We start from the raw sequence: 13,672 nt of genomic DNA on the forward strand, positions 1-13,672 counted from the left end.
TATAGGCACATTATCGGCACATCCACTGCGCCCGCCTGTGCTCAATCCCGGGGCTTCACCACCCAGGAATTGCCTTCCAATACCAGTTCGCGATCACAGCGCGAATAAACATCACTCTCTGCGCTATCGGAAAGGGTGGCGATCACCACCTCGCCTCGCTTGCGCAGCTCGTCAACCGTGCGCCAGAGCTCGGCGCCTTGCTGGCCACTCACTTCCGGCGCGAGTATGGCTCCTTCTCTGGGTGTTGCGCTTATACCCAGGGTATTGAGAGCCACTAAATCACTACTAAATCCCGTTGCCGGGCGATCCCGACCAAACACTGCGCCTATGCCGTTGTAGCGGCCCCCGTTGGCGAGCGCCTGCCCGTGGCCCGGCGTATAAGCGGCGAATACCAAGCCGGTCTCATAGTCGTAGCCGCGCACTTCACTCAAATCGAAAAAGAGTGTCACCGCCGGGTAGCGCTGCCCCAGAGCCTCGGCGACCTGCTGCAGGTCAGACAATGCATCCAGCAGCGGCTGCGGTGCCCCCGTCAGCTGCGTGGCGGCCCGCTCCAGGCAATCGAGGCCACCGGCGAGACCGGGTAGAGCCTGCAACCAGGCCGCTACCTGTGAGTTGCTAATATTCTCTGACACCCAGCTGTGAACATCGGTACTGGCCTTATTCTGCAGTAGAGCCGACAACTCTTCGCGCTCACTGTCGCCGAGCCCGGCTGCCTCGGCGAGGCTTCGGTAGATGGCGACATGACCGAGGTCCAAATAAATATCTTCCACCCCGGCAATCTGCAGACTCTCCAGCATCAGGGAGATTACCTCGATATCCCCACCGAGGCTGTCCACACCAAACAGTTCCGCGCCTATCTGGATGGGCGCGCGCGAGCCCATCGCGGTACGCGGCCGGGTGTGGAGGACCTGGCCCGCGTAACATAAGCGGTTGGCCCCCGCGCGCGGGAAACTGTGCGCATCGATGCGCGCGGTCTGCGGGGTAATATCAGCGCGGATACCCAGTGTGCGCCCAGAGATCTGATCTGTGACCTTAAAGGTACTCAAATCGAGATCACGTCCCATACCAATCAGCAGCGATTCAGTGAATTCCAGCATTGGCGGTATCACCAACTCATACCCCCAGCAATGGTAGAGGTCCAACAGTCGGCGGCGCAGGGTTTCAACTTGAACAGCACCCGCGGGCAAAATCTCCGCGATGCCATCCGGCAGCATCCAACGATCGGCTTGAGTCATGGTGAAACGGGCTTTTCAGAGTTAATGAGGCACGTCGGCTTCCACAAAAAAACCGGGCGAGGCCCGGTTTGCGTGATTTTAGCACCAACTGCCGGCAGGAAGGTAGGGCTGTCGCAAGGACAGCCACGACCTCGGGTAAACGGCTGGCGGCTAGGGATAATCCGCTGCCATTTGCCCGGCGGGCTGGTTTATTGCCCTTTAGGATCCTTCAAATAGCGGAAAAACTCACTATCCGGGTCCACTAGCATCATATCGGATTTGCTGCGGAAAGATTCCCTGTAGGCCTGCAAGCTGCGGGTAAAGCGGTAGAACTCGGGGTTCTTGGTATACGCAGTGGCGTAAATAGCTGCCGCCTCCGCATCGCCGGCACCACGCAGTTCTTCGGCCTGACGGTAAGCCTCGGACTCGATCACCACCTTCTGACGATCGGCATTGGCCTTGATACGCTCACTGGCTTCCTGGCCCTTGGCACGGTGATCCCGCGCTTCCAGCTCACGACCTGCGCGCATACGCTGGAACACGGACTCGGAGACTTCCGGCGGCAGGTCGATACGCTTGACGCGCACATCAATTACTTCCATACCGAGGTTCTTTTGCGCTATCTGGTTCAAATTCTTAGTGATTTCAGACATTAGCTCGTCGCGCTCACCACTGACCACCTCGTGCAGATCGCGTACACCAAACTGGTTACGCAGACGGTCGTTGATCTGCTCCGATAGCAGGCGCACCGCATTGCGCTCGTCACCGCGGGTGGCGATATAGAACTTGCTCACATCGGAGATACGATACTTAGCGTAGGAGTCCACCATCATGAACTTGTTTTCGCTGTTAAGCATACGCACCGGGCTGGAATCCACAGTTTGGATTCGTGCGTCAAACTTGCGCAGCTTTTCCGCAAACGGGACCTTGAAGTAGAGGCCCGGCTCGGTATAGGTGCGCACCAGCTCACCGAAACGCAACAATACGGCCTTTTCGGTTTCCTTCACCACAAAGGCGCTGGAGGAAACCAACAGGATACCGAGTAATAGTACGACGATAATTCCCAGAGTTTTGTTGTTCATTCCATCACCTCCTAGCGAACAGTCTGGCTGCGGCGGCTGCTGGCAGCATCCTGACGTAGGCGCTCGACAATACGCTGATAGATTTCCTCGACCATGATCGGCGAAGAGTCTTTGCGCTGGGCTGCCTGAATTGTGCTCTCCTGCGTCAGCTTATCCAGCGGCAGGTACATCATATTGTTGCCACCCTTAACATCCACCATCACCTTGGAGGTGTTGGACATGACATCCTGCACCGCATCCAGATACAGGCGCTCGCGGGTCACTTCCGGCGCACGCTCGTACTCTGTTAGCAGCTTCTCGAAGCGCACCGCCTCACCGCGGGCACTCTCTACCACACGGGCCTTGTAACCCTCCGCTTCTTCGATAATGCGCTGGGCTTGACCGCGGGCCACCGGGATCACCTGGTTGGCGTAGGCCTGGGCCTCATTTTGCAGACGTACTTCGTCCTCGCGGGCCTTGGTCACATCGTCAAATGCATCTTGCACTTCGCGAGGCGCCTTGGCATCCGTCAGGTTCACTACATCGACGCGAATACCCGTCTGGTAAAGGTCCAGATATTCCTGCAGGCGCTGCTGAGTGTCGGTGGAAACTTGGGTCCGGTTCTGCGAGATCACACCATTCAGGGTTAGAGAGCCCACCACATGGCGCAGGGCACTGTCGGTGGCTTCCTGCAGACTCTTCACCGGCTCACGCACACGCAACACATAGGATTCCGCATCACTCACCTGCCACTGCACAGTCAATACCACTTCAACGATGTTGGCATCTTCGGTCAACATCTGTCCGGTGGTACGCTCGGTGCGCACCTCAGTCATATTGACCTTGGTGACATGATCGATCAGCGGTGGATTCCAGTGCAGACCGGCGGATTCGGTCGAGTGGTATTTACCCAGGCGCAGTACTACCGCCTGTTCGTTGGCGTTGACCTGGTAAATGCCAAGCCCTGCATAAATCAATACCGCAACAACAATCACCAGCATCCACGGAAAATTACCCGTTCCGGTGCTTGGGCTACCGCCAAACAATCCACCGAGTTTCTGCTGGACTTTGCGGAACAGCTCGTCGAGATCCGGTGGGCCATCGTTATTGCGGTTACCACCGCCACCACCCCAAGGGTCTTTGCCGTTGTTACCACCCGGTTCATTCCAGGCCATCTAAATTACTCCAACTCTGATCATTTAAGCTTTTACTCCGGCGGATTCTAGCATTCCCCGCCGGCAAAATATTGCCGCCAAACCTCAGCTATAGGCAATTTAGTCGCAATCGAGGCCGCCTCGCCCACATAACGACTCACTCACAAGAAGCTGACGCTAAGGCTACTGCGCTTCGATATCGCCACTAATATCTCCTTGCGGCAACCACTCCGGCTCTTCACCGGCATTTAAAAATGGGGCCAACAAACGCTGAAAATCACTGCGCGGCAACAGTAACTGCAATTCGCAGTCGCCATTATCCCGGTATTGCTCGCTCTGCACCGCATTGATCTGATAGAGCTGGGCACGCAAGCGGGATTGTTGGGGTCTCACTACCAACAGGCCCTGCACCATTTGCTCACCCAGGCGCTCCGCAATTGCCTCGACCAAAAGATCACAGCCTGCGCCAGTCACTGCGGACAGCCAAACTGCGCGCGGCACACCCTGTTCATCGCGATCAATGCGGGGCTCACTGTCGGCGATCAGATCGATTTTGTTGTACACCAGTAGCTGTGGAAGATCCGATGCACCGATTTCCTCAAGTACGGTCTGTACCTCTTCCATCAGGTGCAGTCGATCGTCTGCAGCGGCATCCACTACGTGCAGTAGCAGTGTTGCCTGCGCGGCCTCTTCCAGAGTCGCGCGAAATGCCTCAACCAATTTGTGAGGCAGGTGCGAAACAAAACCTACAGTATCTGCAAGGATCATGGCGCCAACATTGGGTAATTCAACCCGGCGCATGGTCGGGTCGAGAGTCGCGAATAATTGATCGCGAACATACACATCGGCATCGGTAAGCCGATTGAACAAAGTCGACTTACCGGCGTTGGTGTAACCCACAAGGGAAACCGTGGCCACCTCGGCGCGGGAACGTGCGCGTCGGCCCTGCTCCCGCTGGCGTCGGACTTTCTCAAGGCGCTTCTCAATAGAATCGATTCGCGCGCGCAATAGGCGACGGTCGGTTTCCAGCTGGGTCTCACCCGGGCCACGCAAGCCAATACCACCTTTCTGCCGTTCCAAGTGGGTCCAGCCACGCACTAGGCGGGTGGACATATGGCGCAACTGCGCCAATTCCACCTGTAATTTACCTTCGTGGGTGCGTGCACGTTGTGCGAAAATATCCAAAATCAGGCCAGTGCGATCCAACACCCGGCACTTGAGTTCGCGCTCGACATTGCGCTCCTGGCTGGGGGAGAGAGTGTGATCAAAGATCACCAATTCAGCGCCCTGCTCTTTCACCACCTGACGAATTTCTTCCAGCTTGCCCCGTCCGACAAAAGTCTTAGGGTCTGGAGTGGCCCGCTGTCCAAAGATAAAACTGACCGGGTCTGCTCCGGCGGAGAGGGCAAGCTCCTCAAATTCTCGAGGGTCATCTGGGCTGTCTATAGCGGAGAGTTCGAGGTGTACCAGTACTGCCAGTTCACCGGATTCCGGTCGATCGAAAAACAATGGGAAATCTCTGTATGAGGAAGTGGGCGCCTACCCGGCTCCCAGATTGAAGTGGCAGCCGAAAATCCAATTTCAGATTCACTCGGCTGCTAGCGCCCCGGCAACGGGGCGCGAGTCTCGATAACGCGCAACGCAATCAGCTGAAAGATTCGCGCTCACCGCCTTCACCATTGCCCTCTCCGCCGTGTTGTGCGGCTGGATTCAACAGCGGAACGCGCACAGCGCGGGACGGTACGACAGTGGAAATAGCGTGCTTGTAAACCATTTGGCTGACAGTGTTTTTCAGCAACACCACAAACTGGTCGAAAGATTCAATTTGCCCTTGGAGCTTGATGCCGTTCACCAGATAGATAGAAACCGGTATACGCTCTTTGCGCAGTACGTTGAGGTAAGGGTCTTGTAAGCTGTGCCCTTTTGACATCTTTTTTCTCCTTGTCAAAAAGCTGAATGCGGTATGCAGGCCGCAATCGCATCCGCGAAGTGCGCGGATCAAAAAACGACTGAGGTTGAATACGCGTATAAGTAGTGTAGTAGCGAGCCGGAAAAGGCCGGCCCCGTGAAAACTGACTGACTGAGCTTGTCGTTTTATAGCCCAACCACGTTATGGATGCTTAAGCGAGAAATTTCAAGGCTTCGGCCAATATTTCATCATTCTCACGCACCCCGCCCTCACTGTCCTGAGTGGACAAAGTTTCCAGCTCAGGCCAGCGTCGCAACCAGGTCAGCTGACGCTTGGCCAACTGGCGGGTAGCGGCAATTCCCGCAGCAACCATCTCATCGTAATCGCAGCGCCCATCCAGGTACTGCCACACTTGACGATAGCCCACTGCTCGAATCGCCGGAAGATCCTCGTGCAGGTCACCGCGCTCATACAAACCGCGCACCTCCCGCACAAATCCGGCTTCAAGCATCCGCCGAAAACGCAGTTCGATACGCTGATGAAGCAGCGACCTGTCGCGTGGCATTATCGCCAATTGACTCAACCGGTAGCGTTCCTGCACACCGCCTCCAGCCTGCTCGCGACGCAACTGGGACAGAGGCACACCGGTCAACCGATAAACCTCCAGTCCCCGCTCGATACGCACCGAGTGATTGGGGTGCAATTCCGCCGCCAACTGAGGATCGACTTGAGCCAGCTCCGCGTGTAAAGCGGGCCAGCCCTCGCGCTCGGCACGCGCTTCAATTTCGGCACGCAGTTGCGGGTCGGCCTCTGGCAATTTTGCCATTCCCTCTAGGAGAGCACGGAAATACAACATAGTTCCGCCAACCAGTAAAGGGATCTTACCGGCTGTGCTGATTTCGTCCATAGCTTCGAGAGCATCTTTGCGAAAACGACCGGCGGAATAGGACTCGCTGGGGTCGCAGATATCGATCAAGCGATGGGGATAGCGGGCCAACTCCTCTGCACTGGGTTTGGCCGAGCCAAGATCTAGCCCCCGATAAACCAGGGCCGAATCCACGCTAATTAATTCCACCGGCAGGTGATCGGCCAGGGCCATAGCCAAATCCGTCTTGCCCGATGCGGTGGGGCCCATCAGGAAAATTGCGCGGGGTTTGTCGCCCAAAGTGCGCTCGCTCAAATCAACACCTACTTCCCAAACGCGGTTATTGGCCGCGCATAAACCACTTATCCATATCCGCCAGTTTAACCTGGGTCCAGGTCGGGCGGCCGTGATTGCACTGGCCGCTGCGCTCGGTGCGCTCCATATCCCGCAACAACGCATTCATTTCCGGCACCGTCAGGCGGCGGTTGGCACGCACAGAGCCATGGCAGGCCATAGTTGCGAGCACTTCGTTAATTCGCTCGCCAATACGCTCACTGTCGCCCTGCCCGAGTAAATCCGACAGTACATCGCGCACCAATTGCTCCACTTGGGCGCCGTGCAACATGGTGGGCACCTGGCGTACTAGCAAGGTTTCCGGTCCCGCGCGCTGCAGCACAAAGCCGAGAGAAGTGAAAACCTCGCTGCGCTCCTCAAAGCAATCCGCTTCGCGCTGACTCACTGCCAGACTCACCGGTACCAGCAATGGCTGCGCCTGAATGCCGCCGGCGGCGTGAGCCAGTTTCATCTGTTCGTAGACAATACGCTCGTGAGCAGCGTGCATGTCCACCACGATCATGCCCTGTTCGTTCTGCGCGAGAATATAAATGCCGTGCAGCTGAGCAATGGCAAAGCCCAAGGGCGGGATCTCTTCCCCACTGGCATTGTCGTCGGCCGTTGGCATCTGCACAGCCATAGGCGCAACTGCAACACTAGGCTGGAACGCGGCCGAGGTTGCGGACTCGGCAACACCCGCAGGCTCCCGGTAAGGTTCATGCAGGGCGCCATAGGCATTCATTTGCTGCTGCAAACTCGACGGTGAGGGACGATTGGAAAGCGGCATTTTTTGCTGGCCGGAGAATTCTCCCGCTTGAATACCACTGACTTTTTCAACAACCCCACTCTCTTGCACCTCAGCCTCTTCGGCATGATCATCCCGCTGCCCCGGCCGCACATCGGCCAGGGCTCTGTGCAAACTGCCAAACAGGAAGTCGTGCACCAGACGACCATCGCGAAAGCGCACTTCGTGCTTGGTGGGGTGCACATTCACATCCACCGATGCCGGGTCCAGTTCCAGATAGAGCACAAACGCTGGGTGGCGGCCGTGATAGAGCACATCGGCAAAGGCGCGGCGTACCGCGTGGCTCACCACCTTATCGCGAATAGCACGGCCATTGACGTAGAAGAATTGCAGATCGGCCTGAGAGCGGGAAAAAGCCGGCTCTGCCACCCAACCCCATAGGCGCAGACCACTGCGTTCCACATCGATATGCAGGGCATTTTGCATAAACGCCGGACCACACACCTGGGCCACACGGCGCTCCATCTCCACACGGCCGCTGCCGGCGCGAAGGTTATGCACGCCCTTACCATTGTGGCGCAGACTGATAGACACATCGAAGCGTGACAGCGCCAGGCGCTTGATGGTGTCGTCGATACGGTTAAATTCAGTCTTCTCGGTGCGCAGGAATTTGCGTCTTGCCGGCGTATTGAAAAACAGGTCGCGCACATCCACGGTGGTGCCGCGAGGGTGGGCCGCAGGTGCCAGTTGAGCCTGCATATCTCGGCCCTCGGCACTCACCTGCCAGCCCTTGCCACTCTCATCGCGACTACTGGTCAAGTTCAGGCGCGCCACCGAGGAAATACTGGCGAGCGCCTCGCCGCGAAATCCCAAGGTGGCCACAGCTTCCAGGTCTTCCAACACGTAAATTTTTGACGTGGCATGACGCTCCAGCGCCATAGGCAAATCTTCTCGCTCTATGCCCTTGCCGTTATCGCGCACTTTCATACGCTTGATACCGCCGTTGTCGATATCCACTTCCAACCGAGTGGCGCCGGCATCTAAGCTGTTTTCCAGCAGCTCCTTAATTACGGAGGCGGGACGTTCCACCACCTCACCGGCAGCGATCTGGTTAGCGAGACGCGGAGATAGTTGCTGGATACGTTCGTGCATAACTCTGGCCTGTTATTGCTGCTGCGGCCGCGGGGCGCTGACTCGTGAGAATTGATTAACCGGAAGGGATACTCAGTGTCTGGCCGACACGGATCACCGAGCTGTTAATACCGTTAGCTTTCTTCAGGGACGCCACGGAAATCCGATAGCGCGCGGCGATTCCAGACAGTGTCTCGCCGCGGGCGATCACATGGCGGCGTGCTTCAGCACTGCGGCTGGCGGCAACCCAAGTGCCCGCCGGGGGGCGGTTCTCGAAGTGGGCCACTATACCTTCACTGAGTTTTTGTGCCAGCCTGCGTTGGAATTTTGGGTCACGCAAACGCTTTGACTCTTGAGGGTTGGTAATAAAACCAGTCTCCACCAAAATTGAGGGAACATCCGGGGAGCGCAACACGGCGAAGTTGGCCTGCTCCACGCGCTTTTTGTGCAGGTGTGTCACTGTTCCCAGCTGGGACAGCACACTGGCACCGATATCCAGGCTGGCATTCATAGTGGCGGTCATGGATAGATCCAGCAAGACACCGGCGAGGGTGTCGTCCTTATCGCCGAGATTGAGGCTACCGGCGCCGCCGATCAGATCTGATTCGTTTTCCCGCTGGGCCAGGAAACGGGCGGTTTCACTGGTAGCTCCGCGAGTTGATACCGCATAGACACCGGCACCGCGGGCATCTTTACGAGTAAAAGCGTCGGCATGGATTGAGACAAAGAGATCTGCGCGTATCTTGCGGCCAAAATTCACCCGGTCACGGTGCGCAACGTAATAATCCCCGGAGCGCACCAGCTTGGCGCTAAAACCCGATTTAAGGTTGATCTGCTCACTGAGCTGCTTGGCAATAGCCAGCACCACATCTTTTTCCCGCAGTCTGCCCGGCCCCAGGGCACCGGGGTCCTCACCACCGTGTCCGGCGTCGATGGCAATCACAATATCCCGCTCACCTCCAACCTCCTGCAGGGTCTTCACCTCGCTTTTGACCTGATCATAAAGATCGATCACGAGGCGATCCGGCAACTGCTCGTGGCGACGCAGGGCAAAACTGCGCGGATTGATTTGCTGTTTTAGGTCGAAGACCACACGCAAGTCTTTTTTGTTTTGACGGGCATAGCGTACCTGCTCGATAGGGGTATCGGTCAGGTCCAGTGCTTCCAGCTGCGCCTGTAACTCCGTATCGGCAATATCTACCACCACCCGGTGTGGCCCGCTCAGGGTAAACAGCTTATGTTCTGCCGGCCCACTCAAGTCAAAGACCAGGCGCGTGTGGTCCGGCGCTCGCCACAGGCGCACACCTTCGACTTCTGCCGCCGTCAGCGGCAGTGAGATTGTCAGCCCGATACTCAGGGCCACCAGCGAGCGCCACATCCTACTCATTACTTCTCAACCCTTTCACTTATTGTTTTATACACATCCCGGAATTCAGGCCAATTCCTATTTATGTAGCATCTTTGCCAGAGTATCGAGTACTGCGTCGCCCTGTCTGGAGTGCGCGGTCAACAACATCTGGCGGCCGCTGTCCGGAACTTGCAGGGTCAGCTCCAAATCTGGTTCGGGCAAAATGCCCACGCCGCGTTCCGGCCATTCCACCAGACTCAGGCTGTGCGGGGCGAAATAGTCCCGCACCCCCATAAACTCCAATTCTTCGGCCTCTCCCAGGCGGTAGAGATCGAAGTGATATACCCGCTGGGGGCCGAGTTCGTAGGGCTCGACCAGGGTGTAGGTGGGGCTCTTCACCGCTCCATGATGCCCAAAGGCTCTCAATACTCCGCGACAAAAAGTGGTCTTGCCGGCGCCCAGCTGGCCATTCAAGTACAAGGTAATCCCCTGCTGTAGGCCACTAGCCAAGCAGGCGCGGCCCAGCGCTTCACCGCAGGCCACCGTTGCCTCTTCGTCCGCTAAATGCAATTTCAGTTCACTCACTATCAATCCACCAACCGTCGAATCCAGGGCAATAAATCTGTGGCCAGTAAGCCGCGCTGACCATCCTCCGCGGCACGGTTACCGGCTTCTCCATGTAGCCAAACTGCCAGGCGCGCCGCCTCCACCAAAGGCAGGTGCTGACCGATCAAGGCCGCCACTATCCCGGTGAGCAGATCTCCCATGCCACCGGAGGCCATACCCGGATTGCCGCTGTTGATCAGATCGACACCGCCCTCATGGGCGATTAAAGTGCCGGCGCCTTTTAGTATCACCACACCACTGAATTTCTGCTGAACTGCCACCGCCGCCGCGCGCGGGTCCGCAAGTACCTCGGCGGTATCGCAGCCGAGCAGGCGCGCAGCCTCGCCGACATGGGGAGTCAGCACCCAATCATGGCGTTTTACACCTGCGAGTACCCGCCCGGCGGCGAGGATATTCAGTGCATCCGCATCCACCACCAGCGGCACCTGAGCGCGGCCGGCGCGGGCCAGCAGCTGTTCGCTCCAGGGAGAGCGACCAAGACCCGGGCCTACGGCGATGACATCGGGTCCCTCTAAAAGTGGTTCCAGTTCCTGGCCAGAAATAACCGGATGAGCCATGACCTCTGGGCAACGGGTCAAAGCGGCGGTGAGGTGCTCGGGGCGGGTTGCCAGGGAGATTAAGCCTGCACCACTGCGCGCAGAGGACTGCGCCGCCATCAGCGCTGCACCGCCGAAGCCGCTATCGCCACCAACCACCAGAATATGGCCGAACATATTCTTGAAGCTATCCGCGGCGCGCGCAGGCAGGCGCTTTAAGCTGGAGCCTTCAAACCGTTGCGCCAGAGGATGAACCGCCTGGTACGCCTGTGCGGGGGCGCCGAGATCGGCAAAGATCACCTCGCCACAAAGTGCCGGACCACGCCCACAGTAAAGACCCAGCTTGCGTCCGATAAACGTCACGGTCATATCGGCCTGGACGGCCAGACCGGCACTACCGCTATCGGCACTCAAACCCGAGGGAATATCCACAGAGAAAACCGGACCGGGGCTCTTGCGAATTCGCTCAATGGCATGGGCCACATCCTGACGCAGTTCACCGCTAAACCCTGTCCCCAGCAGTGCATCCACGATCAGGGTGTTGCCATCGGCACTGTCCAGTTCGGTTAGTGAGGTCAGCACCTGCACGCCCTCGCGAACGGCGAAGGCATGGGCCTCGCGGGCATCGCCTTTCAAGTGTTCGGGCTCAGTACAAGCAAATACCGTCACCGGAATCTTCTTCTGCGCAGCCAGAGCCGCAATCACATAGCCGTCACCGCCGTTATTGCCACCGCCACAGAATACCTGCAGGCGACCGATATCCGCCCAACGGGCGCTCAAATGGGTAAAAGCGGCGCGGGCCGCGCGCTTCATCAATTGTATAGAAGGGATTTCCAGCGCGGCGATTGTTTGTCGGTCGAGTTCCCGTACCGATTCGGCACTGTACAGAGGTTGTGGCGTATCCATGCGGCTCCCGCAATGTGGTGAAGATGTCATCTGTGGCAAAATGGGCGATTGTATCGCTGCCACTTGCACTGACAGCAAAGTATACCGCCCCGGCCAGTCATTGTGCTTGCATGGGATATCGAGCCGCTTTATCTATGACCGAATCACTGCTCGCCGAATTAGCCGACCTGATCAAACTCTGGGGACGGGAGCTGGGCTTCCAGCAGGTTGGCATTACCGACTGCCAGCTGGAGGAGGATGGTGAGCGCCTGCGCGCCTGGATCGATAAGGGCTACCACGCGGATATGGAGTGGATGGGCGCCCACGGGGAAAAGCGCTGGCGCCCGTCTCTTTTAGAGGAAGGAACCGTGCGCGCCATCAGTGTGCGCCTGGACTACCTGCCACCGGATACCCAGCCGATCAAAATTCTCAAGGATTCCAGTAAGGCCTACGTCTCCCGCTACGCCAATGGGCGCGACTACCACAAGCTGATCCGCAAGCGCCTGGCCAGTCTGGCCAAGAAGATCGACGCCTTTTGTGCCGAACAGGGTATCGATTCCAAGGGCCGCGCCTTTACCGACAGCGCACCGGTAATGGAGCGGGCACTGGCGCGCAAGGCCGGCCTCGGCTGGGTCGGTAAGAACTGCCTGTTGATCAACTCCAAGGCCGGCTCTTTTTTCTTCCTCGGCGAGATCTATACCAATCTGCCCCTGCCTGTCGATGAGGGAGATTTTGCCGATGAGTGCGGCGATTGTGTGGCCTGCCTAAAAGTCTGCCCAACCGATGCCTTTATCGGCCCGCGCACCTTAGATGCCGGGCGCTGTATCTCTTACCTAACCATCGAAAACAAGGGGCCTATTCCGGAGGAATTCCGCGAGCCCATCGGCAATCGGGTTTTCGGCTGCGACGATTGCCAGACAATCTGCCCCTGGAACAAGTTTGCGAAACCCACCGCAGAGCAGGATTTCCACCCGCGCCACGGCCTCGACAATGGCGAGCTGCTAGCGCTATTCAACTGGAGCGAGGAGGAGTTTTTGCGCAAGACGGAGGGCTCGCCAATCCGTCGCATCGGCTACGAGCGCTGGCAGCGCAACCTGGCAGTGGCACTCGGTAACGGCGCGGCCAGCGAGGAGGTTTTCGAGTGCCTGGAAAAGGCGCAGCAAACGGCCACGCCACTGGTACAGGAGCATATCGACTGGGCCCTGGGGCGGCTGCGTAGTGGACGCAAACGCAAGCGTAAGATCAAACGCGCAACCTGAGCCCATAAAATTTAAAAGGAGAAGCTCAATTGAGTCGGAAAAAAGTCTCGCGGTAGTGACGCAGCTCTTCGATGGAGTCGCGAATATCGTCTAGAGCCAAATGGCTGCTGTGCTTTTTCACCCCATCCAATACATCCGGACGCCAACGTCTGGCCAGCTCTTTCACCGAGCTGACATCCAAATTGCGGTAGTGGAAATAGGATTCCAACTGCGGCATATATTTGACCAAAAAGCGGCGGTCCTGGCCGATAGAGTTACCGCACATGGGCGAGGCGCCTTCCGGCACCCAGTGGCGCAGGAACTCCAGGGTCTCCCGCTCCGCTTCTCGCTCGGAAATATTCGATTCCTTTACCTTTGCCACCAGGCCCGAACCACCGTGTTGCTCGGTATTCCAATCATCCATGGCATTGAGCAGTGCATCGCTCTGGTGAATCACCATCGCAGGGCCCTCGGCGAGTATATTCAGCCGGGAATCGGTCACAATGGTAGCGATCTCGATAATACGCTCTTTTTCCGGATCGAGGCCGGTCATCTCCAGATCTATCCAGATCAGGTTGTTCTGATCCACAGCGGGTCTCCTCAAACTTTCCGCGCAAGTTACCCCA

The 13,672-nt window shown here is 57.7% G+C and carries 12 protein-coding genes; 1 reads left to right on the top strand and 11 read right to left on the bottom strand.

Going from position 1 to position 13,672, the window contains the following annotated elements; genetic code table 11:
• Positions 1 to 41: 41 nt before the first annotated feature.
• From LC073_RS03170 to LC073_RS03215, 10 genes are all read right to left on the bottom strand, one after another.
• The gene (locus LC073_RS03170) at positions 42 to 1,235 is read right to left on the bottom strand and encodes an ATP phosphoribosyltransferase regulatory subunit (RefSeq protein ID WP_226643401.1); all 1,194 of its coding nucleotides are present in this window, start codon (positions 1,233 to 1,235) and stop codon (positions 42 to 44) included.
• A gap of 188 nt (positions 1,236 to 1,423) precedes the next feature.
• Positions 1,424 to 2,296 carry a protease modulator HflC gene (gene hflC, locus LC073_RS03175; protein WP_226643404.1) on the bottom strand — a complete coding sequence of 291 codons (873 nt, stop codon included), beginning with the start codon at positions 2,294 to 2,296 and terminating at the stop codon, positions 1,424 to 1,426.
• 11 nt (positions 2,297 to 2,307) lie between these two features.
• Positions 2,308 to 3,450 (bottom strand): FtsH protease activity modulator HflK, encoded by a 1,143-nt coding sequence (hflK, locus tag LC073_RS03180; protein WP_226643406.1) that lies wholly within the window; start codon positions 3,448 to 3,450, stop codon positions 2,308 to 2,310.
• Positions 3,451 to 3,612: 162 nt separating this feature from the next.
• Complete coding sequence (hflX, locus tag LC073_RS03185) at positions 3,613 to 4,938, bottom strand: ribosome rescue GTPase HflX (RefSeq protein WP_226643408.1); 1,326 nt, start codon at positions 4,936 to 4,938, stop codon at positions 3,613 to 3,615.
• A 136-nt stretch (positions 4,939 to 5,074) separates the two neighbouring features.
• Positions 5,075 to 5,359, bottom strand: a complete 285-nt coding sequence (hfq, locus tag LC073_RS03190; protein WP_020413623.1) for an RNA chaperone Hfq — start codon at positions 5,357 to 5,359, stop codon at positions 5,075 to 5,077.
• Positions 5,360 to 5,549: 190 nt separating this feature from the next.
• Positions 5,550 to 6,473: a tRNA (adenosine(37)-N6)-dimethylallyltransferase MiaA gene (gene miaA, locus LC073_RS03195; RefSeq protein WP_226644375.1), complete on the bottom strand. Its 924-nt coding sequence runs from the start codon at positions 6,471 to 6,473 to the stop codon at positions 5,550 to 5,552.
• A 70-nt stretch (positions 6,474 to 6,543) separates the two neighbouring features.
• On the bottom strand, positions 6,544 to 8,433 hold the full coding sequence (gene mutL / locus LC073_RS03200; RefSeq protein ID WP_226643410.1) for a DNA mismatch repair endonuclease MutL: 1,890 nt from the start codon (positions 8,431 to 8,433) through the stop codon (positions 6,544 to 6,546).
• A 55-nt stretch (positions 8,434 to 8,488) separates the two neighbouring features.
• Positions 8,489 to 9,799: an N-acetylmuramoyl-L-alanine amidase gene (locus LC073_RS03205; RefSeq protein WP_226643411.1), complete on the bottom strand. Its 1,311-nt coding sequence runs from the start codon at positions 9,797 to 9,799 to the stop codon at positions 8,489 to 8,491.
• Between the two features lie 57 nt (positions 9,800 to 9,856).
• Positions 9,857 to 10,345, bottom strand: coding sequence for a tRNA (adenosine(37)-N6)-threonylcarbamoyltransferase complex ATPase subunit type 1 TsaE (tsaE, locus tag LC073_RS03210; RefSeq protein WP_226643420.1), 489 nt, complete (start codon positions 10,343 to 10,345; stop codon positions 9,857 to 9,859).
• 2 nt (positions 10,346 to 10,347) lie between these two features.
• On the bottom strand, positions 10,348 to 11,829 hold the full coding sequence (locus LC073_RS03215; protein WP_226643422.1) for an NAD(P)H-hydrate dehydratase: 1,482 nt from the start codon (positions 11,827 to 11,829) through the stop codon (positions 10,348 to 10,350).
• Between the two features lie 134 nt (positions 11,830 to 11,963).
• On the opposite strand from LC073_RS03215, the gene queG reads away from it, so the two are divergent.
• Positions 11,964 to 13,067, top strand: coding sequence for a tRNA epoxyqueuosine(34) reductase QueG (gene queG / locus LC073_RS03220; protein ID WP_226643424.1), 1,104 nt, complete (start codon positions 11,964 to 11,966; stop codon positions 13,065 to 13,067).
• A gap of 25 nt (positions 13,068 to 13,092) precedes the next feature.
• Here the strand turns inward: queG and orn are convergent, their stop codons facing one another.
• Positions 13,093 to 13,635: an oligoribonuclease gene (gene orn, locus LC073_RS03225; protein ID WP_226643426.1), complete on the bottom strand. Its 543-nt coding sequence runs from the start codon at positions 13,633 to 13,635 to the stop codon at positions 13,093 to 13,095.
• Positions 13,636 to 13,672 lie beyond the last annotated feature (37 nt).

Source organism: Microbulbifer variabilis (assembly GCF_020524905.1).
GTDB classification, from domain to species: Bacteria; Pseudomonadota; Gammaproteobacteria; order Pseudomonadales; family Cellvibrionaceae; genus Microbulbifer; species Microbulbifer variabilis_A.

Coding starts and splice junctions, on each gene's coding strand:
- LC073_RS03170 (WP_226643401.1), bottom strand. CDS start 1,235: ATGACTCAAGCCGATCGTTGGATGCTGCCGGATGGCATCGCGGAGATT.
- hflC (WP_226643404.1), bottom strand. CDS start 2,296: ATGAACAACAAAACTCTGGGAATTATCGTCGTACTATTACTCGGTATC.
- hflK (WP_226643406.1), bottom strand. CDS start 3,450: ATGGCCTGGAATGAACCGGGTGGTAACAACGGCAAAGACCCTTGGGGT.
- hfq (WP_020413623.1), bottom strand. CDS start 5,359: ATGTCAAAAGGGCACAGCTTACAAGACCCTTACCTCAACGTACTGCGC.
- miaA (WP_226644375.1), bottom strand. CDS start 6,473: ATGGGCCCCACCGCATCGGGCAAGACGGATTTGGCTATGGCCCTGGCC.
- mutL (WP_226643410.1), bottom strand. CDS start 8,433: ATGCACGAACGTATCCAGCAACTATCTCCGCGTCTCGCTAACCAGATC.
- LC073_RS03205 (WP_226643411.1), bottom strand. CDS start 9,799: ATGAGTAGGATGTGGCGCTCGCTGGTGGCCCTGAGTATCGGGCTGACA.
- LC073_RS03215 (WP_226643422.1), bottom strand. CDS start 11,829: ATGGATACGCCACAACCTCTGTACAGTGCCGAATCGGTACGGGAACTC.
- queG (WP_226643424.1), top strand. CDS start 11,964: ATGACCGAATCACTGCTCGCCGAATTAGCCGACCTGATCAAACTCTGG.